The 22,548-nt window shown below is 60.7% G+C and carries 31 protein-coding genes, 1 pseudogene and 1 riboswitch; of the genes and pseudogenes, 13 read left to right on the forward strand and 19 right to left on the reverse strand.

The window, feature by feature from the left end:
* Positions 1 to 61: 61 nt before the first annotated feature.
* The 12 genes from AB0280_RS17705 to AB0280_RS17760 all read left to right on the forward strand — a co-directional run bounded on the left by AB0280_RS17705 (position 62) and on the right by AB0280_RS17760 (position 6,535).
* On the forward strand, positions 62 to 868 hold the full coding sequence (locus AB0280_RS17705; protein WP_366368154.1) for a hypothetical protein: 807 nt from the start codon (positions 62 to 64) through the stop codon (positions 866 to 868).
* A 138-nt stretch (positions 869 to 1,006) separates the two neighbouring features.
* Entirely contained in the window at positions 1,007 to 1,225 is a 219-nt protein-coding gene (locus AB0280_RS17710; RefSeq protein ID WP_366368156.1) for a helix-turn-helix domain-containing protein, read from the forward strand.
* Positions 1,222 to 1,443, forward strand: a complete 222-nt coding sequence (locus AB0280_RS17715; protein ID WP_366368158.1) for a hypothetical protein — start codon at positions 1,222 to 1,224, stop codon at positions 1,441 to 1,443. Before AB0280_RS17710 ends, AB0280_RS17715 begins: the two co-directional genes overlap by 4 nt.
* 521 nt (positions 1,444 to 1,964) lie before the next feature.
* Entirely contained in the window at positions 1,965 to 2,456 is a 492-nt protein-coding gene (locus AB0280_RS17720; protein ID WP_366368159.1) for a WhiB family transcriptional regulator, read from the forward strand.
* Positions 2,453 to 2,650, forward strand: coding sequence for a hypothetical protein (locus AB0280_RS17725; RefSeq protein ID WP_366368160.1), 198 nt, complete (start codon positions 2,453 to 2,455; stop codon positions 2,648 to 2,650). Before AB0280_RS17720 ends, AB0280_RS17725 begins: the two co-directional genes overlap by 4 nt.
* Positions 2,651 to 2,652: 2 nt before the next feature.
* Entirely contained in the window at positions 2,653 to 2,973 is a 321-nt protein-coding gene (locus AB0280_RS17730; RefSeq protein WP_366368162.1) for a hypothetical protein, read from the forward strand.
* Positions 2,974 to 3,008: 35 nt separating this feature from the next.
* Entirely contained in the window at positions 3,009 to 3,311 is a 303-nt protein-coding gene (locus AB0280_RS17735; protein WP_366368163.1) for a hypothetical protein, read from the forward strand.
* 568 nt (positions 3,312 to 3,879) lie between these two features.
* Complete coding sequence (locus AB0280_RS17740; protein ID WP_366368165.1) at positions 3,880 to 4,176, forward strand: hypothetical protein; 297 nt, start codon at positions 3,880 to 3,882, stop codon at positions 4,174 to 4,176.
* Complete coding sequence (locus AB0280_RS17745; protein ID WP_366368166.1) at positions 4,173 to 4,709, forward strand: putative PDDEXK endonuclease; 537 nt, start codon at positions 4,173 to 4,175, stop codon at positions 4,707 to 4,709. The genes AB0280_RS17740 and AB0280_RS17745 overlap by 4 nt, the downstream gene beginning before the upstream one ends.
* 62 nt (positions 4,710 to 4,771) lie before the next feature.
* Positions 4,772 to 5,272: a DUF3846 domain-containing protein gene (locus AB0280_RS17750; protein WP_366368168.1), complete on the forward strand. Its 501-nt coding sequence runs from the start codon at positions 4,772 to 4,774 to the stop codon at positions 5,270 to 5,272.
* A gap of 5 nt (positions 5,273 to 5,277) precedes the next feature.
* A complete protein-coding gene (locus tag AB0280_RS17755; RefSeq protein WP_366368169.1) occupies positions 5,278 to 6,108 on the forward strand; it encodes an ArdC-like ssDNA-binding domain-containing protein in 831 nt (276 codons plus the stop codon).
* Positions 6,086 to 6,535: a DUF3846 domain-containing protein gene (locus AB0280_RS17760; RefSeq protein WP_366368170.1), complete on the forward strand. Its 450-nt coding sequence runs from the start codon at positions 6,086 to 6,088 to the stop codon at positions 6,533 to 6,535. The genes AB0280_RS17755 and AB0280_RS17760 overlap by 23 nt, the downstream gene beginning before the upstream one ends.
* Positions 6,536 to 6,633: 98 nt before the next feature.
* Here the strand turns inward: AB0280_RS17760 and AB0280_RS17765 are convergent, their stop codons facing one another.
* The 18 genes and pseudogenes from AB0280_RS17765 to AB0280_RS17850 all read right to left on the reverse strand — a co-directional run bounded on the left by AB0280_RS17765 (position 6,634) and on the right by AB0280_RS17850 (position 19,670).
* A complete protein-coding gene (locus tag AB0280_RS17765; protein ID WP_366368239.1) occupies positions 6,634 to 7,221 on the reverse strand; it encodes an HNH endonuclease in 588 nt (195 codons plus the stop codon).
* 212 nt (positions 7,222 to 7,433) lie between these two features.
* Positions 7,434 to 7,745, reverse strand: a complete 312-nt coding sequence (locus tag AB0280_RS17770; RefSeq protein WP_366368171.1) for a hypothetical protein — start codon at positions 7,743 to 7,745, stop codon at positions 7,434 to 7,436.
* 220 nt (positions 7,746 to 7,965) lie between these two features.
* Entirely contained in the window at positions 7,966 to 8,790 is an 825-nt protein-coding gene (locus tag AB0280_RS17775; RefSeq protein ID WP_366368173.1) for a hypothetical protein, read from the reverse strand.
* 146 nt (positions 8,791 to 8,936) lie between these two features.
* Positions 8,937 to 9,791, reverse strand: a complete 855-nt coding sequence (locus AB0280_RS17780) for a hypothetical protein (RefSeq protein ID WP_366368174.1) — start codon at positions 9,789 to 9,791, stop codon at positions 8,937 to 8,939.
* A gap of 88 nt (positions 9,792 to 9,879) precedes the next feature.
* Positions 9,880 to 10,818 (reverse strand): annotated as a pseudogene (locus AB0280_RS17785) (YifB family Mg chelatase-like AAA ATPase); the annotation flags it as partial.
* Positions 10,818 to 11,174, reverse strand: coding sequence for a YraN family protein (locus AB0280_RS17790; protein WP_159631748.1), 357 nt, complete (start codon positions 11,172 to 11,174; stop codon positions 10,818 to 10,820). The pseudogene AB0280_RS17785 and the gene AB0280_RS17790, both read right to left, overlap by 1 nt.
* A 108-nt stretch (positions 11,175 to 11,282) precedes the next feature.
* Positions 11,283 to 11,609 carry a DUF2469 domain-containing protein gene (locus AB0280_RS17795; protein ID WP_159631747.1) on the reverse strand — a complete coding sequence of 109 codons (327 nt, stop codon included), beginning with the start codon at positions 11,607 to 11,609 and terminating at the stop codon, positions 11,283 to 11,285.
* Between the two features lie 49 nt (positions 11,610 to 11,658).
* On the reverse strand, positions 11,659 to 12,444 hold the full coding sequence (locus tag AB0280_RS17800) for a ribonuclease HII (protein WP_224026393.1): 786 nt from the start codon (positions 12,442 to 12,444) through the stop codon (positions 11,659 to 11,661).
* A gap of 2 nt (positions 12,445 to 12,446) precedes the next feature.
* Positions 12,447 to 13,274, reverse strand: a complete 828-nt coding sequence (gene lepB, locus AB0280_RS17805; RefSeq protein ID WP_159631745.1) for a signal peptidase I — start codon at positions 13,272 to 13,274, stop codon at positions 12,447 to 12,449.
* Positions 13,275 to 13,952: a signal peptidase I gene (gene lepB, locus AB0280_RS17810; protein WP_366368175.1), complete on the reverse strand. Its 678-nt coding sequence runs from the start codon at positions 13,950 to 13,952 to the stop codon at positions 13,275 to 13,277.
* A gap of 85 nt (positions 13,953 to 14,037) precedes the next feature.
* Positions 14,038 to 14,397 (reverse strand): 50S ribosomal protein L19, encoded by a 360-nt coding sequence (gene rplS, locus AB0280_RS17815; RefSeq protein WP_018768283.1) that lies wholly within the window; start codon positions 14,395 to 14,397, stop codon positions 14,038 to 14,040.
* Positions 14,398 to 14,631: 234 nt separating this feature from the next.
* On the reverse strand, positions 14,632 to 15,444 hold the full coding sequence (gene trmD, locus AB0280_RS17820; protein ID WP_366368176.1) for a tRNA (guanosine(37)-N1)-methyltransferase TrmD: 813 nt from the start codon (positions 15,442 to 15,444) through the stop codon (positions 14,632 to 14,634).
* Positions 15,445 to 15,990: a ribosome maturation factor RimM gene (gene rimM / locus AB0280_RS17825; RefSeq protein ID WP_366368177.1), complete on the reverse strand. Its 546-nt coding sequence runs from the start codon at positions 15,988 to 15,990 to the stop codon at positions 15,445 to 15,447.
* Between the two features lie 116 nt (positions 15,991 to 16,106).
* Complete coding sequence (locus AB0280_RS17830; protein WP_013601399.1) at positions 16,107 to 16,349, reverse strand: RNA-binding protein; 243 nt, start codon at positions 16,347 to 16,349, stop codon at positions 16,107 to 16,109.
* A gap of 1 nt (position 16,350) precedes the next feature.
* Positions 16,351 to 16,773 carry a 30S ribosomal protein S16 gene (rpsP, locus tag AB0280_RS17835; protein ID WP_366368178.1) on the reverse strand — a complete coding sequence of 141 codons (423 nt, stop codon included), beginning with the start codon at positions 16,771 to 16,773 and terminating at the stop codon, positions 16,351 to 16,353.
* Between the two features lie 246 nt (positions 16,774 to 17,019).
* On the reverse strand, positions 17,020 to 17,472 hold the full coding sequence (locus AB0280_RS17840; RefSeq protein WP_224026396.1) for a hypothetical protein: 453 nt from the start codon (positions 17,470 to 17,472) through the stop codon (positions 17,020 to 17,022).
* A 141-nt stretch (positions 17,473 to 17,613) separates the two neighbouring features.
* Positions 17,614 to 18,489 carry a VOC family protein gene (locus tag AB0280_RS17845; RefSeq protein ID WP_141160153.1) on the reverse strand — a complete coding sequence of 292 codons (876 nt, stop codon included), beginning with the start codon at positions 18,487 to 18,489 and terminating at the stop codon, positions 17,614 to 17,616.
* A gap of 98 nt (positions 18,490 to 18,587) precedes the next feature.
* Positions 18,588 to 19,670, reverse strand: coding sequence for an amidohydrolase family protein (locus AB0280_RS17850; RefSeq protein ID WP_366368180.1), 1,083 nt, complete (start codon positions 19,668 to 19,670; stop codon positions 18,588 to 18,590).
* A 77-nt stretch (positions 19,671 to 19,747) separates the two neighbouring features.
* A riboswitch (TPP riboswitch) is annotated at positions 19,748 to 19,855 on the forward strand.
* Between AB0280_RS17850 and thiC the strand changes: the two genes are divergently transcribed.
* Positions 19,851 to 21,677 (forward strand): phosphomethylpyrimidine synthase ThiC, encoded by a 1,827-nt coding sequence (gene thiC, locus AB0280_RS17855; protein ID WP_374114950.1) that lies wholly within the window; start codon positions 19,851 to 19,853, stop codon positions 21,675 to 21,677. (Overlaps the previous riboswitch by 5 nt.)
* Here the strand turns inward: thiC and AB0280_RS17860 are convergent.
* The gene (locus AB0280_RS17860; protein WP_224026398.1) at positions 21,674 to 22,408 is read right to left on the reverse strand and encodes an alpha/beta hydrolase; all 735 of its coding nucleotides are present in this window, start codon (positions 22,406 to 22,408) and stop codon (positions 21,674 to 21,676) included. The genes thiC and AB0280_RS17860 overlap by 4 nt on opposite strands.
* Between the last annotated feature and the right edge of the window lie 140 nt (positions 22,409 to 22,548).

Here is a 22,548-nt window from a genome sequence, read left to right on the forward strand (position 1 = left end):
CTTACAAGCCATGTCGAGCTTGGTCTACGGACCATCAATAACTAAATAGGAGAAACAATGGATGACTGAACAGACTACTCTCGATGACGAACTCGGCCTAGGGATTCGCACCGGAGAGCTGACACGAATGTTGGTGAACAAGTACCCGTCCAACGAACAGAGCGTACTTCTAACTCAGGTTAGAAACGGGACCGGCTGGGCGAAGCAACCATCAACTGCGGATGCTCTGCTGATGGGATGTTGGCCATCGACCGGGAACGACTTGACTGGGTTTGAGATCAAGGTCTCAAGATCTGACTGGTTGCACGAAGTAAAAGACCCCAAGAAGTCCAGTTTTATCAAACAGTACTGCGACTTCTGGTACCTGCTGGTTGCTGATGCTTCTATGGTCAAGGAAGGCGAACTTCCGGATGACTGGGGCATGATGGCAGTGAGGAACGGATCGATAGAGGTTATTAAGCCCGCTCCGCGACTAGCGGACCCCGCTCCGATTGATCGGATTTTCCTCGCAGCTATCTTCCGTAAGACACTTTTAGAAGGGGTGCCGCCCGACGTATGTAACGACTTGGTTCTAGATGCTAAACGAGAAGCCGTGGCCGTCGAAAAGAGCAAGACGAAGGCTCTCAAGGACTATCTCAAGTTTCTTCACAAGGAAATCGGGATCAAGATCGAGTACGACAAGGACTATAAGGAAGAGTGGAAGGCCTTTGTTGGTCGAAGATCCCATGCTCCGGAAGATATCGCTCTTGCGGTGCGCCGTGTAGCTAACGGCGATCATCGTGACGCGTCTCAGGCCCTAGATCGGATGAAGACCAAAGCTTCAGAGATTATCAAGTTTATTGATGGGGAATCGGACTATGTCTACTAGCGCCTCCCCTGCCATCGTCACGATCCTCATAGCAGCGGTATCTATCCTCCTGGGCTTCGGTGTCCACTGGTCCGCAGGAGTGATCGGACTCCTCGTAGCCGTCGTCTATTGGTGGTTGAACGGTCGGAGTAACGATGTATGAGCGAGAAGCTAACCCACACAGGCAAGATCCTGAAGCTGCTGAAGGCTAAGGGCAAAGTCAGCAACTTTGAACTACGGCAGATCGCTTGGCGCTACCCGGCCCGCGTACTTGATCTAAAGCATGAAGGGCATCTGATTCGGAGCGTCCAAGAGAACAAAACGCTTTGGTACTACATATATGACGGTCATGAGGATGACCAGGACACAGCAGCATGAACGAGCACCTTAGCAAGCAGATCCAAGAGAAGTTCCAGCACCTCACTGATGCTGAACTCATAGATCGAATGAACAAGGCTGAAGACTTTTCCTACGATGACGAGGAAGTTGAACTCAACCGCCGGCTCGCACTTGGTGGACTAGCCTGGCGTTGGTCTGGCGGCCTGTATAGCGCGCGAGTCGAGGTGTTCACTCCAGAGGCCGGTGATGGCCAGTGAGTCTTTCAATCCACACTGGGACTGCCTCTTAGAAGAAGCTTCAACATCACGCGGTAAGAACAGGTTGTTCCCTCACCTAAACCGGAAGCGGCCACTAGTCGAGCCAGAAGGTTGGAGCAAACGGCGCGCCCTGGCTGCGCTTGCAATACGTGAAGTGCCTTTTACAGAAGATCCACGATCCTCATATGGCTACAGCGGCGGTCTAGAGTTCGCCATCAGTCCGAGGGCTCCCCGTCCACTACACACGCTCATACACGAGCTGGGGCATATCTGCTTGGGGCACACCCTAGTGCGCCATGACCAGGCGTTCACAGAAGACAGTCCACTACGTGAGTACAGCGCTGACGGTGTTGCCTACATCTTCATGCACGAACTAGGCGTCGAGAGCCAGATGGATGTCCCCCATGTTCAATACCTCATGAGGAGCAGACTCGCTGGTAGGACACCGAGTGATGATCTGAAGCAGCGGATCTACGAAGCAACGACAACAATAATTGAGGCCGGTAGGCCAAAGGCGGTATATGAATGAAAAATTTCCGAGTTTAGAAGGTGGAGCCTGCACGACCCTGGCCCCTGGAGTAGCCGAAAGGTACTTCGAGGCGAACGGCAATACAGAGCCCTTCCGTATCAAGACAGCGAAGGCCATCTGTGCCCGCTGCGTGATCCAACCGCAGTGCCTAGAAGCGGCTATGAAGCGCACGTATCCACAGCGCGGCGTAGTAGGCGGCATGACTGCCAACTCAATCCGAGCGGCCAAGGAGTGGGACGCCTGGGACAAGGGCTTGAGGAAAAACGAGCCGAAGTATTCGCGGCCAGAGATGCCCAACTACTACCAACCGTCGCCGGCGAGTGAGCTTGCCGCAGAGGTAAGAGCTATCACTGATCTGTCGTTTGAAGAGCGTGTTTACGGCATCTTCCTAGATGTAAAGCAAGGCAAGTACCCCACGCTCAACCAGGCCATCGGAGAGATTGCGCTGATACACGGTCAGATCATCGAGGACCTGCGACCGTGACCGAGATCCTTCATGGCTACGTAAATATCCCGGCGCTACCGGAACCACTTCAGGAGATGTTTTGGCAGCGCCAGGAACTCGTGAGGCGGATTGGTGAAGCAGCGACCGTGCTGTGCGCAGCGACCAAGGACTACAACGAGCTGATAGCTCAACTAATACATATGAATGACGAGATAAGGAGGGAAGAAGGATGACCATGCCTAACCAATACGAAGATAAAGAGCTGCGAGAAGAGATCGACCGGATTCACGAGCGCTTGCACGGTCGTCAGCGAACGCACATCCGAGTAGCGGAGCAGTCGCGGTGGTCACCTCAAGAGCTAGATAACGTACTGCAAGAGGATGTGTGGATATTTCAGGCTGAGATGACTGACCTCATCACCCAGAAACAGCTGGAAGCTCGAATAGATGATCTAAACGCACTCTATACGCAACACAATCGCCACTTTGACATAGACAGTTGCGACTTGATAAAAGACCGCTTAGCCGAACTAACTAAACAGGAGGGTAAGGGATGAGTAAATGCAGTAAGTGTGGACAGCGATTCAAGAGTATGGACGTAATCGAAGGCCATGAAACAGCTACCTGGCACCCTGTCTGTCCAGTCGGTACTGTCGAAGAGCCAACCATAGAATGGTTGATTGACCAAATAAAAGGCGGCTATTCACCACTGACAGAGTTCAATGTGAACAGGTTGAAGCAACTCATCGAAGCCGAAGCCTCCCGTCGTGAGCGAGCAGCAATACGGAAAGCAGTAGACCATCTCAAGTCGCCAGAGTTCGTACGGAAACTAGCGACGGGTAATGTCTATCAACTGTTGCTTGCCGAACTCAGGTCACAAGGAGAGCAGGGATGAGGCACGGCGGCGTCACCCAAGCCGACATCTACGGTCATGGCAACGACGACTGGCCTGAGAAGCATATTGACTAAAACGGCACTCTCAATCAAAATGAGCGCCAGGAGACTATTACTATCAGTAAGCTAAGCGACCTACATTTGTACTTCGAAAAACTAGATTCAGAAGACCTCTTGCCAAGTCTCAAACGGAACAGCAAGAAGAAACAGAGCAAATAACATACGGTGCTCGCCGTCCACACCCCTCCATAGGTACTCTCCAAAGTTTCGAGTGGACATAGACCGCGCTGGTTTGGTTTTCCCAGCAGCACCGTGCTCCATCCAAGATCACAAGAACACTTGCGGGTTTGGATGGGTAGACGACTTGATCGCCTGCCTCGCACTTTTCTCAACTTCATAGCTACAAGGAACTCCTCCTTGTATTCACGAACCACCGCATCAGGGCCACTTCACTCGCAAATATGAAAACTCCGCCCTGGTGCACCTTGTCTCACCTACAATCCGAGTAGTGTCCGATTGCCGGTGAGACTGGGTAAGAGCACAACCAAAAAAACCAATAAGGAGGTGATATGAACATCCCGGATGAACAGGTACCGGACACGTTGAAAGACAAACTGCATAAGCGCCTAGTCGAGCTATCCAGCTCCTACTACGGTTACTTGACCGCGAATGCCAAGCAGGACAGCGAGATATGGCAAGCGATGTGGGAGCAGACTGAAAGCGAGGTTGATGCCCACACTAGTCAAGTGGTGTCTAGTGTCCTCTCCGACCTCATCAACTACAAAGGTGGAGATCTGTTCAGGGATGACGTAACCGTCAAGGAACTCCTAGACGCTTTGAGGATAACCGTGGAGCACACTGCGTGAGTGTCTCCTCGGAAAAAGGTGTATCCCTTGAGACGCAAGTAGCCAAGCTCCTACAGAAGAAGCTCGGAGCCCGTGTATCCAGGGACAAGCGCAGTGGTGCCGGCTCTCACCAGAAGATGGACCTAAACGACTACTTCCAAGACACTCCCCTAGACATCGAGTGCAAGAACCACAAGACGATCAAGATACGTGAGTGGTGGAAGCAGACTGTCTCAGGTGCAAGCTTCAGCCGCATCCCCACACTCGTGTTCCAGGCGGACGATGAAGTTCTTGCCACAGTGCGTCTCAGTGACCTTGTAGACCTCATTGCAGAGACGCAGCAACACCAGGTTGAGATCAAGCGCCTCAAAGAGCCAATCATCATGACCGGCAGCGGGTCCGTCGTCGATCCAGCTCATATCAAGCCCGGAGCAATCCGCTCGACGTGGAGCGAGTGCCGTGGCGGCAACATGGTGAGCCCTGGCGAGAAGAAGTGTCTCGTGAAGTCGTGCACGTACTGCTCAAACAAGAAGGTCAAGAAAGAGAAGAAGTAGCCCTTATCGCGGGGTGAACTCTGTGCCCAACCGGACACAGAGCACATTCCCACGATTAGGAAGTGATTTACGTGATTCACGCAATTCAAATCCCGCAGGACGAAGAACGGCCTCTCTACAAGGTGGCTATCGAAAACCTGGCAGGTATGCAGGCAGCAGTCGGCGGGTACATCGAGATCATCGATCTCGGACCGCTCACCGCTTCTCTCGTCCTAGACGAAGAAGGCAAACTGGCGCAGAAGCCTATCAACCGTCGAGCAACACTGCTCTTCTGGCTCCTGTTCCCCAGTGTTCGCCACCATGACGTGATTGTCGGAGATGTCCTGATTGTCGGTTACCCCGATAAGGACGGAAACACCACCGACGTCCCGACCAAAGTGGTCGAGCTCCTGTTTGAAACGAAGTCTTACAAGGCTGAGTTCCAGACGTACGACGACGCCAACAAGTTCAACGGGAACCTGATGCGTTTTGACGACTACTTTGTAGCCGCGAACTACGCACTGGGCAAGGCTGAGTCTTGGTCAGCAGTTGAACGGTGCCGGGTAGTCCCGGCCGAGGACTGATCCCAGTGACCAGCGAACGGCTCACAACGCCTCCACACTGGTCTGACCTGCTCAAAACAGCTCTAGAGCTACCTGGGCAAGCCGGAAGCACGTACAACCGCTTCAGGCGGTTCTCACTGGGCAACCAGGCACTCCTGATGATGCAGGGTGTCATGGAGCCGGTGCACACCTACAAAGGCTGGCTCTCGCTGAACCGACAGGTAAAGCGTGGCAGCAAAGCGAAGGTGATCTACGTACCCATGTTCCGCAAGGAGCTGACAGAGAAGGGCGACGAAGAGAAACGGCTGTCCGGCTTCAAGCTGGTGCCGTCAATGTTCGGAGTCTCCGAAACTGAAGGCGACGAGCTACCGGAGTACGAGCCGCCGCAGTGGAGCAAAGAGCGAGCCATGAGCAAGCTCAGTCTTACTCAGGTCAGCTTCGAGCACCTTGACGGTAATAGCCAGGGGTACAGCGTCGGACGCCAGTTCGCCATCAATCCGGTGGCGGTCTACCCGTTCAAGACAACTCTTCACGAGATGGCACACATAGTCTGCGGACATACGGTGCCCGACAACATGAAGGAGTATCAGACCCACCGCGGCCTGTGTGAGTTCGAGGCAGAAGGCGCCGCCTACCTGTTGATGAATGAGCTCGGTTCTACGGACCAGTTCAACGCACCGGAAAGTCGCGACTACATCCAGACATGGCTGCAAGGTGAAGAACCACCTGAGTCATCCATCAAGCGGGTATTCAGCACGGCGGACAAAATCTACCGTGCGGGACTCGAAGAACCGGAAGGAGATGAACCTGATGCCGAGAGGAATCTTGATACCAGTGGACAACTCCAAGCCGCTTGAGGTCTGTGAGTTTGCGGACTTGGAAGAGGCGATTGGCGGCTCGATTGAAAGGTTTGCCATCAACAGACCGGACGCGTCGCTCATCCAGAGCGAGAGCGCCATGTATCTGGAGCTGCCGACCAACCGACGAGCAACGGTCATCCTGTGGATGCACGCAACCTCTCACAGAGGGCGCTCTGCTACTGCGGGTGATGTCGTCCTCCTCGGAAGACAGACTGAAGAAATGAGGTTTGAGGATGTGCCCGAGTGGTACGTCAAGATCCTGCTTGAGGCCGAACACTTCAAGGTTCACAAGCAGCGACTAGATGACATGCTCTGGCGCGAACACAGCCACATTTTTGATGACTGGATTCAGGCCTACGCAACAATCCTGCTAGAAGCCCAAAAGGATGCGCTGACTCACAATGTCAGAGTCGTTCCTGCTTAGATCGTGGGATCAGCCAGCTTTTCGGAGCTGGCTTTTTCCATTGGCGAACGTCCGCGAAGGCTTCGCGGGGATCACTTTTTGCGGACGTGCGCAAAAAGTCACTTGTAGTCGAAGTTCAGGACGGCAAACTCACCGTGGAGTGCAAGCGCCCACTGATCCCGCATCCACGCCCCCTCTAACTCGTCGTCATAGAAGCCCACGACATACATCCGCCCATCGACTGAAACGTAGGATTTCCAGGTTGACTTGGAAGCCTTGGAAACACCCAGGTATTTTGACGACCCTCCCCGCAACCTTTGGTTGGTGTTGTTCTGCCCTCTCGTTGCCAAGCGAAGGTTTACTCGTCTGTTATCGAGCCGATTCCTGTTTATATGGTCAACAACATAGCCCTTAGGAATTGGAGCAGTGCGCTCCATGATGACTCGGTGCAACATGCCCTGTCTACCACCCACGTAACCCCGGCTATTCAGACACCAAGGAAGGTCGCGAAGTACCTCATAGTCCTCATTCGATACTAGAACCACTTCACCTGTTGGCACCCTAATAAGCTTGTGATCCTCAGGCTGTTCTTCGACTAGACGGGATTGGGCCTTCTTGAGCGTGTGACGTTTCCATCGGCATTCTGCTGAACACGAGAATATTTTGTTCTCAAACCAAGCAGTAACCTCAAACTTGTTTGGGCACATTTCGCACTGTTTGATCACACTGACCTCCTTCCCGAATTGGAGGTCATGCCTTATATTAGAGACAATGACCCCGTGGCAGCGGGGTTATTTTTATGTCTACATTTAAGCATTTATCGAACAAAGTTAAAAGGGCTTCCCTTGCGCGAGTAAACTCAAAGCGCAAGGGAAGCCCGTCTTAGATGCTGGATCACGATCCCTTCTTGGCAGTCGGGTCATATGTTGGGTCGGAAATTCTTCCTTCGGCCACGCAGGCCATCTGCGTTGTCCAGGACCTCTTCGATCTTCGGTGAGAGCTTGTTGAACTCTTCCAAAGTGACGATGAGTTCCTTGACCTCCGTGCCCTTGCGCAGTTCAAGCTGCACCAAATCAGTGAGCGGCGTGAGGCCTTTCACTTCTTCCGGCAGAGCATCGAACTGCACAGGCTCTTCCAGCTTCGGATGAACGCGGACGACGACGTTAGTGAACGCGTCCTCTTTGCCTTCCTTGCCGGTTAGGTCTGAAACCTTCCTGCTAATCCATGCCATCTTGTTTTCACCTCCAATAGGTGCGGTACGAGCAATCACAGGTTGCGATCGCTTCTGCGCCTATTTATGAGGGAAAGACTTCAATTAGTCAATGCGTTTTGTTATTATATAGAGGTAAATGAATGGCTTTGATCTAACCACCTACCTCGCCCAGTCCACACAAGTTAGTGGCGTTCCGATAAGGGTGGCAGATAGAGAAGCTCTTGCTACCGTAGTAGGTCTAGTCGCTAGATAGATGCGACTGATAGAATCCGTCCGATTTGCCCGAAGCTGCCACATTCAAGTCCATAAAGCTCACCCGATAGTCTTTCAACGCTGGCGTGTTTTCAAATATGCTCCTGACACGAGCTACGCCCATACCAGATAGTTGGCCCTGAGTGGCAACTGTGATCACACTTGATCCAGGAGAATAATTTACCTGAGGGTTGTTGTTGGCTGAAATATCAACTCCAACAATCTCATGGACCATTCCGTCGAGGGCTCGTAGGGTCTTCGTGTCAAGCCTCGTGGGACCAACGAGATTGCTGACGGCAGCAGCATTTTGATCTGCTGAGCGGGCTAAGCCCCGAACCGTTTCCAATACTTCATCCAGGATGGCCGCGGACGTCCTAACTGGCGGTGCTTCTGCAACAGGCTGACTTGTAACCTCAACGAGGGTCTCTTCCAGATCCGGCCACCACTTTTCGAAGGCAGTGCGGAGTGCGCTTTCGGGCCGAGCATCATCTTCAAGGGCAGTGTTTATGGTGACGACGATGTTCCAAAGATCTTCCTTGGAAGTCATGTGAGCTTGAAAATGTCCTAGCGGCAGTTCCAAATCTTCCATCTTGTTAAACCCGATTAGCAGCGGAATCGCATGACCCGCTACGCCGTCAGTTGCTTTGGACAGCGCGCCAGCTTCAAACTGCAACCATGGCTTGCGCTGGTTCTCCGGTGTCACGCAGATTATGCCAAACCTGGTTGAACTCAGGGCCTCAGTTATCTGAGGAATAGACAGTTTGCCGGCTTCCATACTCTTGGCGCTCATCCACGGTTCGACGGCGTTCATTACCTGCGGAAGCCACTCATCGAGGGCTCTGGCAACCGTGAGACTCCTGGGACCGGACCAACTGATAAAGACCTTCAAGACCCACCCTATGCTCGCTCTGAATACTCAGGTAAGCGTACCAACGGAGTGTAGCTGGGCTACTTGATTCAGATCGGGAGGTAGTCGGCCGGTAGTGGATTCGACTCCAGCTCTTCGCCCGATCCCAAGCTGACCTTCGCCACTAGAGCGTCAACTTGATAACCCTGTTTTCGGAGGACTGTCACCATCGTCGTAACCAGCGCCAGATCGTAGAACCAGTGCGCCGAATCTCCCGCCTCAATCCGTCGTGGCATCGATGGATTCAGGTACGGGAAGTCGTTCCTGCCCAGTAGTGCCGCACCGCAGGGTTCGAATCTAATCGCTTCACTCGCCCAGTAGATAGGCAACGATCCACTACTGCGTAGAGACAATGCGAGAACCTTCGGTCCCAAGTCCTTGTAGTTGTCCAAGTCGATGAATTCTTTGACCTTCTCAGGAGGAAGGATGAGCAACTGTGACCCGGCGAAACCCATTCCCAGCTCAACCACTGCCTCCCGCCGTGGTCCGGCAGCGGTGACGACTTGTTCGATGAGTGCGAGAAGATCGTCCTCTGTGATGCCTGAGAGGTCCTTTCGGTCAATTCCTGCGGCCGCCTCGCGCTGAGTCTTCCATTTCAAGAGTGTCTCAGCCGGATAACGTTCAGGATGCCGCTTATCGACCAGTTCATGGTGCGGTTTGCACAGGAGCATCAGGTTGGAGAACGCACGGCGCTGGTCATTTGTCATCGCCGGGTCGTAACGAGCTGCACCCTTGTTTGCACCATAGATATGGGCAATCTGGACATCTGTGAACGCTTCATCCTCTAGAAACTTGACCACTGTCACAGGGCAATCAGGGTGATAACAGGAGGTTCCGGATAGTGCGAAGAGTGCATTCACCGTGCCAGTGCTGTAGTCGCGGGGCCCAGGGCCGTTAGAAGTCACGCTTTCGAGCCTAACAGCCTACAAAAGGCAGTACCGGCCCTGGGGCTGTGTCCGGTTGCCAAATCAGCGGGGTATGTCCTAAATTTGACGCCTCGTCCAGGAAGAGCACGCCCCGGTGCGCACGGGATGCCGCTCCAGGCCTGGGCAGGCCCGACCCGCCGCCGATGATGGCTGCAGCGGTGGCGGAGTGGTGCGGGTTCTCGAAGGGCGGCCGGCGCAGGAGCTGCACGGTGGACGACGGGAGGCCGCACAGCGAATGGATGGCCGTGACCTCCATGGACTCATGGTCGCCAAGGTCGGGTAAAAGACCGGGCAGCCGCTCCGCCAGCATCGTCTTGCCGGCGCCCGGCGGCCCGGTGAGCAGCAGATGGTGGGCACCCGCGGCGGCCACCTCCAGGGCTTTGCGGGCGTCGCCCTGGCCGGAGACATCTGCCATGTCGGGAGACGGGCCGGGAAGGGCGGGCCCGTCGCCGCCCCCATCCGCGTCATCGGGTTCGAAGTCCTGGGCAAGTTCCTGCGGATCTGCCCCGAAGTCGAGGGCGAGCCGGGCAAGCGTGCGGTATCCACGCACCACGGCACCCGGGACAAGGGAGGCCTCGGCGAGATTGGCCTGCGCCACCACGACTTCGGGATAGCCGGCCTGCACCGACGCCATGACGGCCGGCAGGATTCCGCGCACGGGGCGGAGCCTGCCATCGAGCCCCAGTTCCGCGATGAAGACACTGCGCCCCGTGGGCTTGATGTCGTTCGCGGCCCGGAGTACGGCCATGGTGACGGCAAGGTCGAAGCCGGAACCGCGCTTGGGAAGTGAGGCGGGAATGAGGTTGGCGGTGATCTTCCGGCGGCTGAGCGGGATCCCGGAGTTCTTGGCGGCTGAGCGGATGCGCTCCTTGGCCTCGTTGAGGGAGGCATCCGGCAATCCCAGGAGGACGAAAGCGGGCAGCGTCTGGCCGATGTCCGCTTCCACCTCAACCATGTAGCCATTGAGCCCTACGAGGGCGACGGAATAGGTCCGGCCCAGCGCCATCACCCCACCCCCTTGAGGTGTTCCACCAGGGGTTCCCCGCCGCCGTCGTCCAGCACCGCCACAACGTCCACACGCCGCAGCGGCATCCGCAGCTCGCGGTCGCGGCACCACGCGGCGCCAAGCCGGTGCAGCCGCGCCAGTTTTTCCGGACCCACCGCCTCAAACGGGTGGCCGTAATCCAGGGAGCGGCGGGTTTTGACTTCAGCGATGACCAGCGCGTCACCGTCCAGGGCAACGATGTCGATCTCGCCCCCGGCGCACCTCCAGTTGCGCTCCACCACCAGCATGCCCAGCGATTCAAGGTACCCCACGGCGAGGTCTTCGCCGTGCCTGCCCAACAGGTCTTTCGATTTCATTTCTACCTCCGCAACCAGCCTGGCGGCGGAGGCAAGCGGAGAACAGAAGGCCCCTGTCCTATGTGGACAGGGGCCGGTGTGGAGGGAAAGTCGGGAATTCCGGGGTGTCTAGTTCCCCAGGTCCACGTCCTTGGGCAACGCCAGGTCCTCGTTGCGGGGCAGTTCCTCGACGTTGACGTCCTTGAACGTCAGGACCCTGACGCTCTTGACGAAGCGGGCTGAACGGTAGACGTCCCAGACCCAGGCGTCCTGCAGGGTCAGGTCGAAGTAGACCTCGCCGTCAGCGCTGCGGGCCTGGAGGTCAACGTGGTTGGCCAGGTAGAAGCGCCGCTCGGTCTCGACAACGTAGCTGAACAGACCGACCACGTCGCGGTATTCACGATAGAGCTGAAGCTCCATGTCGGTTTCATAGTTCTCAAGATCCTCAGCACTCATGCTTCCATCTTGCACCATGTCCGGCACGGCTGGCGCCGGGCGGCGGGAGTCAGTCTCCGTAGGGCCCGTCCCCGTCGGGGACCTCCGCGGCCTGCAGTTCCCCGCCGAGGAGCCGCCAGCTGACCCGGTGGTAGGGGGTGGGTCCCGCTGCGCGAAGCACGTTCCGATGGGCTGCCGTGGCATAACCCTTGTTGATGTCCCAGCCATAGTCCGGGTACTCGGTGTGCAGTTCGCGCATCATCCGGTCCCGCTCCACCTTGGCGATGACGCTTGCGGCGGCCACGCTGAGGCACTGCATGTCGGCCTTGACCTTGGTGTGGACCGGGGCCTCGCACGCGGCCTCCAGGACGGGCTGGTCGAACAGGGACAGCTGCTCCGCCGGGGAAAGCCAGTTGTGGCTTCCATCCAGCAGGACCGCTTCCGGGACAATGCCTGAACCGAGGATGCTCCCCCAGGCCCGGGTTCCGGCCAGCCGCAGGGCCGCGATGATGCCGAGCGAATCGATCTCGCCGGCGGTGGCGTGCCCCACCGCGGATGCGACGCTCCAGCGCCGCACCAGCGGATCCAGCCGTTCCCGTTCAGCCGGGCTCAGGAGTTTGCTGTCCCGCACGCCGGCAAGCGGTTTTTGGCGCTCCAGGTCCACGACGGCGATTCCCACGCTGACAGGGCCCGCGAGGGCACCGCGGCCAACCTCGTCAACGCCTGCCAGGAACCGTATCCCCTGTGCCTTGAAGGTTCGCTCGTGCCGCAGCGTCGGCGCCTTGGCTCCGCGGGGCGCGGGCTTGGTGGCGGGACGGGACGTGGCGGCCGGGGAGGCCTGTACTGCGGAAGACATGGTCAGCGGGCCGCCGGCACGTTCTTGAAAACGTCCGGGTAGTTGTCCAGCGTCTTGATCCTGTTCAGCGGCCACGCGATGATTGCGGCCTTGCCCTCGAGGTCCTTGAGGTCGACGAATCCGCCGTCGGTCTCCATGTGCGCGCGGGAGTCCGCAGAGTGGTTCCGGTTATCACCCATCACCCACACCTTGCCCTCCGGGACGGTGACGTCAAAGTTGCGGACCTGCGGGACTTCGGCGGGATTGATGTAGGTCTCGTCGACGGAGGTCCCGTTAATGGTCAGTTTACCGCCCGCGTCACAGCAGACCACGTGGTCGCCCGGCAGTCCGATGACCCGCTTGACCAGGTGCTGCTCTGAATTGTCCGGCAGGAGGCCTACGAAGGTCAGGCCGTCCTGGACCCAGGTGAACGGGCCCTGTGCCTTGGCCGGGGCGGGACCGAGCCAGCCCTTGGTGTCACGGAACACCACAACGTCCCCGCGGCTGAGGGCAAAGGGCTCGGGGACCAGGAGGTTGACGAAGATCCGGTCATCCACGTCCAGGGTGTTCACCATGGACTCGGAGGGGATGAAGAAGGCCCGGAACAGGAAGGTCTTGATGAGGAAGGACAACACCACCGCGATGACCACCACGGTGGCAATTTCCTTCAGCCATCCCAGCAAGGGATTGCCGGCGGACTTCCCGGCAGCTTTGGACCCCTGCCGGTCCCGCCGGTGGACGGGTTCTGACGCCTCCGGACCCTCGGCGGGCGTGGAGGAAACTGGAACGGCCGGTACTTCTGAAGCGCCGTCGTGGCGGGGCTCAGGTTTCCGCGCGTGGTTCTCGGGCATTTACCGTCCGTTCTGTGTTGTCGGCCCCGGTGCGGGCGGCCGTGCTACTGGGGCAAATCTATCAAGCGGCCAGAGGATCTGGACCGGCCTGCCGATGACCCGGTCCAGCGGGACGAGTCCGCCGCCGGGGGCGCCGAGCAGGCTCCGTGAATCGGCGGACACCGAACGGTGGTCCCCCATCAGCCACAGCCTGCCTTCGGGAACCACGGTGTTGAACTTCTGCGTACTTGGCGCATCTCCCGGGAAAATGTAGGGCTCATCCAGGGCAGCCCCGTTCACGGTGACCTTTCCGCCGGCGTCGCAGCAGACCACCGTGTCACCGGGGAGGCCGATCACCCGCTTGATGTAGGTGGTGTCGCTGCCGGTCAGCCCGAGCCATTGCATGGCGGAGGCTGCGGCATCCACCAGCGGGCCCTTTCCGCTGTTCAGGGGCGCAAAGCTGCCACGCCCGTCGAAGACCACAACGTCCCCGTGCCGGATGGGGTCGGACTGGAAATCAGTGCGCGAAACCAGGATCCGGTCCCCGCCTTCCAGGAGCGGCTCCATGGACTCGGACGGAATGAAGTAGACATCCAGCCACAAAGACCTCACCAACCCGCTGATGGCGACCGCAAGGAGCAGCGCCAGAAAAACAAAACGCCAGCCCATTTTGCGGGGCTGGCGTTTTGTCTGGTGCATGGTCCGTATCCTGGCGCTGGTGCATGTGCTCCGGCGCTTGCCGGGTACGGCCGCGCTCCTCCCTGGCGGTAAGTCCGGTAAGGACTTACTTGGCGGAGCTGAAGTCGCGCTTTTCCTTGATCTTGGCGGCCTTGCCACGCAGTGCACGCATGTAGTACAGCTTGGCGCGGCGGACGTCACCCTTGGTGACAACCTCGATCTTTTCGATGATCGGGGAGTGCACCGGGAAGGTACGCTCCACGCCGACACCGAAGGAAACCTTGCGGACGGTGAAGGTTTCGCGCACGCCATCGCCCTGGCGGCCCAGGACGAAGCCCTGGAAGACCTGGACACGGGTGTTCTTGCCTTCGATGATGTTCACGTGCACCTTGAGGGTGTCACCCGCGCGGAATTCGGGAACATCGTTGCGCAGCGAGGCTGCATCGACGGAATCGAGAATATGCATGATTGCACTCCTGGTGAACGCCACAGGTCATTCACTTTGGGTCACGGCAGGCAAGTCGGGCTGCTGGAATGCAGGCCGGGTCTCGCCGCCGAAGTAAAGTCTCCGGCCGCTTCAAGGGTTGATGGGGCCGGTTGTCCGGCTGTTGGCCGCGCAACCCCCTGTGGCAGGTGCGGACCCAGCAGACACAAGGGTTAATTTTGCCACAACGGCAGGGTTACGCCAATTCCGGCGGCGCTAGTCCTGGTGTTCAGCTGCCGTCCCGGGGCGGCGGGCAAGCCTGCCGTCCACGACGTCGTAACCAAGGTTGTGCAGTTCGGTGCGGTCGGCGCGCGGGAGGCTGCCGGCGTCGAACCCTTCCAGCAGGTCCGGACGGCGCTCCGCGGTGCGGCGGTACTGTTCGTGGCGGCGCCACTGGGCAATCCGGCCGTGGTTCCCGCTGAGGAGCACCGGGGGCACTTCGCGGTCCCGCCAGACGGAGGGCTTGGTGTAGACCGGGTACTCCAGGAGCCCGTCAGAGTGGGATTCCTCCACCAGCGACTCGGGATTTCCCACCACCCCGGGCAGCAGGCGGCCAATGGCCTCCACCATGGCCAGGACGGCCACTTCCCCGCCGTTGAGGACGTAGTCGCCCAGGCTCACCGGACGGACAGTGAAGTGCTCCTGCGCCCATTCGATGACCCGCTCATCGATGCCCTCGTACCGTCCGCACGCAAACGCGAGGTGCTGTTCCTCAGCCAGTTCGTAAGCAAGGGCCTGGGTGAACCGCTCGCCGGCGGGCGAGGGGACGATCAGCACGGGCTTGCGGTCCGGGTCCGGGCGCCCGTCGGCCACTGCCGCGAGTGCCTGAGCCCAGGGCTCGGGCTTCATGACCATGCCGGCGCCGCCGCCGTACGGGGTGTCGTCGACGGAACGGTGCTTGTCCGTGGTGAAGCTGCGCAGGTCGTGGACGTGCAGGTCCAGGATGCCGTCCTGGCGGGCCTTGCCGATCAGTGAGAGTTCGAGCGGGGCAAGGTATTCGGGGAAGATACTGACGACGTCGATCCGCATCTAGGCGTTGCCTTCGGCTTCCGGGGCGGGGGCTTCGTCCGAGTTGACGTCGAAGAGGCCGTCCGGCGGGGTGAGGAGGATGAAGCCTTCCTCGATGTTAACCTCAGGGACGATCTGCTCCACGAACGGGATGAGGATTTCGTCGCCGCCCGGGGTGGTGACCACCAGCAGGTCCTGGACCGGCATGGTGTTCAGGGCTGTCACCTTGCCCACCACCTGGGACCCGACCCGTGCTTCCAGGCCGACCAGTTCGTGCTCGTACCAGCCCTCGTCGTCGTCCTCGTCCAGCTCTTCGGTTTCGATGAAGAGCTTGGCTCCGCGGAGGGTTTCGGCACGGTTCCGGTCCGCCACTTCCTCAAAACCGAGCAGCAGGATGTCCTTGTTCCAGCGCGCACTGCTCACGGTCAGGGGACCGGCCGCGGCAGGCTCGACCACGAACTCCGTTCCGGGGACAAACCTGTCCTCCGGGGCGTCGGTCAACACCTGGACGGTGACTTCCCCGCGAATGCCGTGCGGCTTGCCAATCCGTGCCACCTGTAGCTGCATCTGTTCCTCTGTTCCGCGTTGTGGTGTTTCTACTGAAAGCACTTTGTTGTGAAAGAACTCCGGCCCCTCCACCTGGTGGTGGAGGGGCCGGAGCAAAAACTGGTATTGCCGAGCGCTCAGCGGCGGCGGTCGGTGTCGACGACGTCGACCCGTACCGGTTCGCCGCCGGCCAGTGCAGCCACCACGGTGCGCAAAGCGCGCGCGGTGCGGCCCTGGCGGCCAATCACCCGTCCGAGGTCGTCCTGGTGAACGCGCACCTCGAGGGTGTCCCCGCGGCGGTTGCTCTTGGAACTGACCTTGACGTCGTCCGGGGAATCAACGATTCCGCGGACCAGGTGCTCCAGCGCTTCTGCAAGCAATCTACTCAGCCTCGGTGGTCTCAGCTTCGGCGTTGGCCGGGGCCTCGGCAGCGTCAGACTTGGATGCCTTCTTGGTGATGGCTTCCGGGATGATGACCGAGCCCTTTTCCGGGGCAACGAAAGCTTCCTTCTCGACCTTGGTCTTGAGGGTGCCTTCCTGGCCCGGCAGGCCCTTGAACTTCTGCCAGTCACCGGTGATCTTCAGGATCGCGGCAACCTGCTCGGACGGCTGGGCGCCGACGGACAGCCAGTACTGTGCACGCTCGGAGTTGACCTCGATGAACGAGGGCTCTTCGGTGGGGTGGTACTTGCCGATTTCCTCGATGGCGCGGCCGTCACGCTTGGTGCGTGAGTCCGCGACGACGATGCGGTAGTACGGGGCGCGCATCTTGCCGAAGCGCTTAAGGCGAATCTTTACGGCCACTTTTGTGGTCACTCCTGTTTCAGAAAAGGGGTGAACCCGGCGTTCTGCACCCGTGGGGCGGGCCATACTTGCGGGCTCGAAGGACAGGATCCGGACGCGGAGAGAGGGGCCACGCAGATCGAGTACCTGTTTATTGTGCCAGATGAGCGCTGTTATTTCGACTTGGCACTGCCGTCCGTGGCGCCGCAGGCCGCCCGAAGACTGCCTGCGGCCCGCAGGGTAGTTCCGAAAACGGGCCGGGAAGGGTCAGGCGGACCAGACGTACAGCCCGGTCCGTTCGGAATCGTCGATTCCGGCAGCAAGTTCCGCCAGCTGCTGCACGTACGTCCGCGCCTGGGCGGCATCAAACGGCATGTCCTCCTGGGCGGCCCATTGCTCCGCCACGTCGTCAAGGACGTTGCCTTCGCCCTCGGTTTCATAGGTGAGCAGGTCGGCCAGAGCCCGGACCATTGCCGGCGGAACGGCAAGGAGGGAGTCGCTGGCGACATCGACCATGGTCAGCTCATAATCGGCCCCGCCGGCGTGGACGGCCGTCCCGGCAAGATCGCCGAGCTGCTCCACCTCGAAGTCGCTAATGCCCTGGATCCGCACGGCCTGGCCGGCAGCAGCGCCGTCCGCGGAGCCGCGTCCTTCATCAAGGAGGCCGGCGCGTTTCAGCGCGGCGTCATGGGTGGCGACAAAGATCTCGGTGAAGCCCATGGCTGGTGCCCTTCTTCCGTTGGCGGAGCTGCGCGCCGGGCGCTGCCTGCCGCCCGGCCGTACGGGATCAGCCTAGTAGCTGCGGGGCGGCCGGCGCACACCCGCGGGCCGCCCGCGCAGTGCGGCCCGGGGCGGGATCAATCAGCGGACGGCCACGCGGATCCGGTTCCGCCACGGGTCCTCGAACCTGAGTTCCGAACCGGTGTGGTGGGCGGGCACCCCGGCAACCTTCAGGCGGTCGGTCAGCGCCCCGACGTCGTCCCCTGACGGAACCTCGATGAGCACCTCACCCAGCCCAAGGGTGTCCTTGCGCGGACCTGCGCCGCGGCTGTTCCAGACGTTCATGGCCATGTGGTGGTGGTAGCGGCCTGCGGAGACGAACAGTGCCTGCCCGTGCCAACCCGCGGTCTTTTCGAAACCGAGCGTTCCCACATAGAAGTCGCGGGCGGTCTGCACATCGCCAACCTGGAGGTGGACGTGGCCTACGCCGGCCGCCGTCTGCCGCTGGCCTTCCAGGGACTCCTCGGTGAGGTACTGCTCAAGGTAGCGCTGCGGCGGGAGCGCCAGGCTGTCCATGACCACGTCGGTCCCGTTCCAGGACCAGTTGCTGCGGGGGCGGTCCCAGTACAGCTCGATGCCGTTGCCCTCGGGGTCGGTGAAGTAGAAGGCTTCGCTGACCAGGTGGTCGGCACTGCCCGTGAAGGCCCGCGGCTCGTACTGGGCAGCAGTGGCGACGGTCGCGGCCAGGGAGGCCTGGTCCTCGAAGAGCAGCGCGGTGTGGAACAGGCCCGCCTCTCCCCTGCCGGGAAGGTGCAGTCCGGGAGCCGGCGCAAGGTGGACCAACGGCCGGCCCAGGCGGCCAAGGTAGAGCCCGCCGTCCTGCTCTGCCACCACCTCAAGGCCCAGCGCACGCTGGTAGTAGTCGGTCATGACCTTCATGTCGCCCACCTTGAGCATCACGGTGCCCATGGCGAGGTCGGCAGGAAGAAGATCCTGGCTGCTGGCTGATGCGGTCATTGAAGGCTCCTTGCATTGGCGGCCGTCCCATTGGCGGCCTGTCACCTATTAAAATTACTTGAAGCTTCAATTTATTCCAAGTCCCCGGGAACCGTTTGTCAGCGAATGATCCGCCCGCCCAGCACCACCTGCTCCAGCGCCGTAATGGTCTCCGGTACAGCCCGCGGATCTTCCCGGCATACGACGACGTCGGCGCGGGCCCCCTCTTCCACTCCATCCGCTCCCAGCCAACTGCGTGCTGCCCAGCAGGCGGAGTCGAGGGCCGCGTCCATGGGGAGGCCGGCGCCGTGCAGGGCGAGGATTTCGTCGGTGATCCTGCCGTGCCGGATCACGCTGCCGGCATCGGTGCCGGCAAAGATGCGCACACCCGCTGTGTGGGCTTCCGCCACCCGCTCGAGCCTGCGTTCCCATAAGGCGCGCATGTGGGCTGCATAGCGCGGGAATTTCGCGTCCGCTTGGGCGGCAATGTCGGGGAAGGTGGCGATATTGATGAGCGTGGGCACGATCGGTACGCCCTGCTCCACGAACCGGGGCAGGTGGCGGGGCAGGAGCCCGGTGGCGTGCTCGACGCAGTCGATGCCGGCGTCCAACACCTGGTCGAGGGTGTCTTCGGCGAAGCAGTGGGCCGTCACCCTGGCGCCTTCGTCGTGCGCCGCCTGGACGGCATCGCGGACGACGGCGGCGGGAAACGACGGCGCCAGGTCACCGGCGCTGCGGTCAATCCAGTCACCCACCAGCTTGACCCAGCCGTCGCCGTCGCGCGCCTGCTTGCGGACGGCCTCCACGAGGCCGTCCGGTTCAACTTCCTCAGCGAAGCCGCGCAGGTAACGGCGCGTCCGGGCGATATGGCGCCCGGCACGGATCAACACCGGGAAGTCCCTGCCACCCTGCATCCAGCGGGTATCCGCCGGCGAGCCGGCATCCCGGACCAGGAGGGTTCCGGCGTTGAGGTCCGCCTGCGCCTGGTCCCTGGCGGCTGCGGGCTCCACGGGGCCCGCAGGGCCCAGGCCGATGTGGCAGTGGGCGTCCACGAAGCCCGGCAGGACCCAGCCGTCGAGTACCCGGCCGGGAGGAGTGTCCGGCTTGTTGAACGTGAGCCTTCCGTCCACCGACCAAAGTCCATGCCGCACCCGGTCCGGCGCGGTCAGGACGGGTCCACGGAAGTGGATGATGTCTGCCATGGGGCTCCTTTCGATGCCCGGTCAGGCTAGCACCGCAATTATGACAAGCCTGGTTCAGGGGCCTGTGGTAGCTTCGTTCCTGACCACACGGGTGCCCTTGCAGGGGCTGAGATCGGGCTGACGCAGCCTGCGACCGTTGAACCTGTCCGGGTAATGCCGGCGAAGGAAGTGAGTATTCCCTTGAGTACGCAAAACACGCAGTTGAACCCTGCCCTGCTGCCGTCCGCCGGGGAGCCCGGCGACACATCAGTTCCGCAGGTAACCCAGTCCCTGAAGTCCCATTCCCTCGCCTACCTTGCGGATGAGGCGTCCGGGATCCGGGTACCGGTGACGGAAATTTCCCTTGAACCATCACCCAACGGCCAGCCGAACGCACCCTTCCGGACCTACCGGACTGCCGGACCCGGCAGCGACCCCGTCCGCGGGCTGCAGCCCTTCCGCGCAGAGTGGATCGCCGCGCGCGGGGACACCGAACCCTACGGCGGCCGGGAGCGCAACCTGCTCGACGACGGCCGCTCGGCCGTGCGCCGCGGTGCTGCCTCCGCGGAGTGGAAGGGCGCACAGCCGGTGCCACGCCGCGCCGTCGACGGCCGGACGGTGACGCAGATGCACTATGCCCGGCAGGGAATCGTGACGCAGGAAATGCGCTTCGTGGCGCTGCGCGAAAACTGCGACGTTGAGCTGGTCCGCAGCGAGGTTGCTGCCGGCAGGGCCATCATCCCGAACAACATCAACCATCCGGAATCCGAGCCGATGATCATTGGCAAGGCTTTCCTGGTGAAGATCAACGCGAACATTGGCAACTCCGCGGTGACGAGTTCCATCGCGGAGGAGGTGGACAAGCTGCAGTGGGCCACCCAGTGGGGTGCCGACACCGTCATGGACCTCTCCACCGGCGACGACATCCACACCACGCGGGAGTGGATCATCCGCAACTCCCCCGTGCCGATCGGGACGGTGCCGATCTACCAGGCGCTGGAAAAGGTCAACGGCGAGGCCAACGCCCTCACGTGGGAGATCTTCCGCGACACCGTGATCGAACAGTGCGAGCAGGGTGTGGACTACATGACCATCCACGCCGGCGTGCTGCTCCGCTATGTCCCGCTGACGGCCAACCGGGTGACCGGCATCGTCTCGCGCGGCGGCTCCATCATGGCCGGCTGGTGCCTGGCCCACCACCAGGAGAACTTCCTGTACACGCACTTCGACGAGCTGTGTGAAATTTTCGCCAAATACGACGTCGCCTTCTCCCTGGGTGACGGCCTCCGCCCTGGTTCCACGGCGGACGCCAACGACGCCGCGCAGTTCGCGGAGCTGGACACGCTCGCCGAGCTGACGCAGCGGGCCTGGGGGTACGACGTCCAGGTGATGGTGGAGGGGCCCGGCCACGTTCCCTTCCACCTGGTCCGTGAGAATGTGGAACGGCAGCAGGAGCTGTGCAAGGGTGCGCCCTTCTATACCCTGGGCCCGCTGGTCACCGACATCGCTCCCGGCTACGACCACATCACGTCGGCAATCGGCGCCACCGAGATTGCCAGGTACGGGACCGCCATGCTCTGCTACGTCACGCCAAAGGAACACCTGGGCCTGCCCAACAAGGACGACGTCAAGACGGGTGTCATCACCTACAAGATCGCGGCGCACGCGGCGGATCTGGCCAAGGGCCACCCGGGGGCGCACGAACGGGACGACGCCCTGTCCAAGGCACGGTTCGAATTCCGCTGGCGCGACCAGTTCGCCCTGTCCCTGGATCCTGTGACCGCGGAGGCGTTCCACGACGAGACGCTTCCCGCTGAACCGGCCAAGACGGCGCACTTCTGTTCCATGTGCGGCCCCAAGTTCTGCTCCATGCGGATCAGCCAGGACATCCGTGACGAATACGGGTCGGCAGACTCGCAGGCGGCACTGGCGGACATGGCATCCGGCATGCGGGAGAAGAGCCAGGAGTTCCTGGCCAAGGGCGGCAAGGTGTACCTGCCGGAACCGACGGTCGCTGCCGGCAGCTAGGACGCCCGGGCGGGCTGGCTTCGGCTGACCCCGCTGATGAACTGGCGGATGGCCCGGTCCCCGTCCAGGGAGTCCTGGGGCCGGTGCCCTCCCGCGGCAACGCGGTGCAGGGCACCGGTCTCCCTGAGGTACCCGGCAATTTCCTCATAAAGCGGCTCCCAGCCACCGGTCAGGACCAGCGTGGGGACACCGGGAACAATATGCAGCGGCGCATCCCAGGACGGCGCCTGAAGGCGCAGCCTGCGGGCGGAGCGTTTTTCCTCGATGGTGGCCGGCTGCTGGAGGTCGGTGGCGTAGACGCGGCGGACGAATTCGCGCTGGAAGTCGTCGTCACTGAGCTGGTGGCGGACGTCGAAAAGCGGCTGCATCAGGCTGATATGCGCGGCCGTGGCCGGCAGTTCCGCCGTCAGCGACAGGCAGGCCGGTTCCACCAGGGTCAGGGAAAAGACCAGGTCGGGACGTTCCACCGCGGCCATCATGGCGGGGATCGCCCCCTGGGAGTGCGCCACCACATGTCCGCCGGCGGCCCCGCGGCCATCGTCGGCAAGCGACCTTAGGATGATCGCGGTGTCTTCCGTGAAGGAGGATTCCAGCGGCTCCGCGGCGGAATCGTAGCCGTGCCTGCGGAGGAACAGGGCATCATAGGCAAGTCCCATGCCGTGCTGGCGGGGCCATGCGGCGGCGCCAAAGGTACCGGCGCCGTGCACGAACACTACCCTCTGCTTGAACATATCCCAACCCTATTCCACGGTGCCGGCATCCCAAGTAAGTAGCGGCCGGGGTGGGGTTTTGGGGGGGAAAAAAAAACACGGGGGGCGAAGTTGGTGTGGGATTTGACCAGGAATAGTAGTGGGCCAGGGGGGGGGTGTGG

This window comes from Pseudarthrobacter sp. 902506025 (assembly GCF_040702325.1).
Classification (GTDB): Bacteria; Actinomycetota; Actinomycetes; order Actinomycetales; family Micrococcaceae; genus Arthrobacter.

Coding starts and splice junctions, on each gene's coding strand:
- AB0280_RS17705 (WP_366368154.1), top strand. CDS start 62: ATGACTGAACAGACTACTCTCGATGACGAACTCGGCCTAGGGATTCGC.
- AB0280_RS17710 (WP_366368156.1), top strand. CDS start 1,007: ATGAGCGAGAAGCTAACCCACACAGGCAAGATCCTGAAGCTGCTGAAG.
- AB0280_RS17715 (WP_366368158.1), top strand. CDS start 1,222: ATGAACGAGCACCTTAGCAAGCAGATCCAAGAGAAGTTCCAGCACCTC.
- AB0280_RS17720 (WP_366368159.1), top strand. CDS start 1,965: ATGAATGAAAAATTTCCGAGTTTAGAAGGTGGAGCCTGCACGACCCTG.
- AB0280_RS17730 (WP_366368162.1), top strand. CDS start 2,653: ATGCCTAACCAATACGAAGATAAAGAGCTGCGAGAAGAGATCGACCGG.
- AB0280_RS17735 (WP_366368163.1), top strand. CDS start 3,009: ATGGACGTAATCGAAGGCCATGAAACAGCTACCTGGCACCCTGTCTGT.
- AB0280_RS17740 (WP_366368165.1), top strand. CDS start 3,880: ATGAACATCCCGGATGAACAGGTACCGGACACGTTGAAAGACAAACTG.
- AB0280_RS17765 (WP_366368239.1), bottom strand. CDS start 7,221: ATGTGCCCAAACAAGTTTGAGGTTACTGCTTGGTTTGAGAACAAAATA.
- AB0280_RS17770 (WP_366368171.1), bottom strand. CDS start 7,745: ATGGCATGGATTAGCAGGAAGGTTTCAGACCTAACCGGCAAGGAAGGC.
- AB0280_RS17775 (WP_366368173.1), bottom strand. CDS start 8,790: ATGAACGCCGTCGAACCGTGGATGAGCGCCAAGAGTATGGAAGCCGGC.
- AB0280_RS17790 (WP_159631748.1), bottom strand. CDS start 11,174: ATGAAATCGAAAGACCTGTTGGGCAGGCACGGCGAAGACCTCGCCGTG.
- AB0280_RS17795 (WP_159631747.1), bottom strand. CDS start 11,609: ATGAGTGCTGAGGATCTTGAGAACTATGAAACCGACATGGAGCTTCAG.
- AB0280_RS17800 (WP_224026393.1), bottom strand. CDS start 12,444: ATGTCTTCCGCAGTACAGGCCTCCCCGGCCGCCACGTCCCGTCCCGCC.
- lepB (WP_159631745.1), bottom strand. CDS start 13,274: ATGCCCGAGAACCACGCGCGGAAACCTGAGCCCCGCCACGACGGCGCT.
- lepB (WP_366368175.1), bottom strand. CDS start 13,952: ATGCACCAGACAAAACGCCAGCCCCGCAAAATGGGCTGGCGTTTTGTT.
- rplS (WP_018768283.1), bottom strand. CDS start 14,397: ATGCATATTCTCGATTCCGTCGATGCAGCCTCGCTGCGCAACGATGTT.
- trmD (WP_366368176.1), bottom strand. CDS start 15,444: ATGCGGATCGACGTCGTCAGTATCTTCCCCGAATACCTTGCCCCGCTC.
- rimM (WP_366368177.1), bottom strand. CDS start 15,990: ATGCAGCTACAGGTGGCACGGATTGGCAAGCCGCACGGCATTCGCGGG.
- AB0280_RS17840 (WP_224026396.1), bottom strand. CDS start 17,472: ATGGGCTTCACCGAGATCTTTGTCGCCACCCATGACGCCGCGCTGAAA.
- AB0280_RS17845 (WP_141160153.1), bottom strand. CDS start 18,489: ATGACCGCATCAGCCAGCAGCCAGGATCTTCTTCCTGCCGACCTCGCC.
- AB0280_RS17850 (WP_366368180.1), bottom strand. CDS start 19,670: ATGGCAGACATCATCCACTTCCGTGGACCCGTCCTGACCGCGCCGGAC.
- AB0280_RS17860 (WP_224026398.1), bottom strand. CDS start 22,408: ATGTTCAAGCAGAGGGTAGTGTTCGTGCACGGCGCCGGTACCTTTGGC.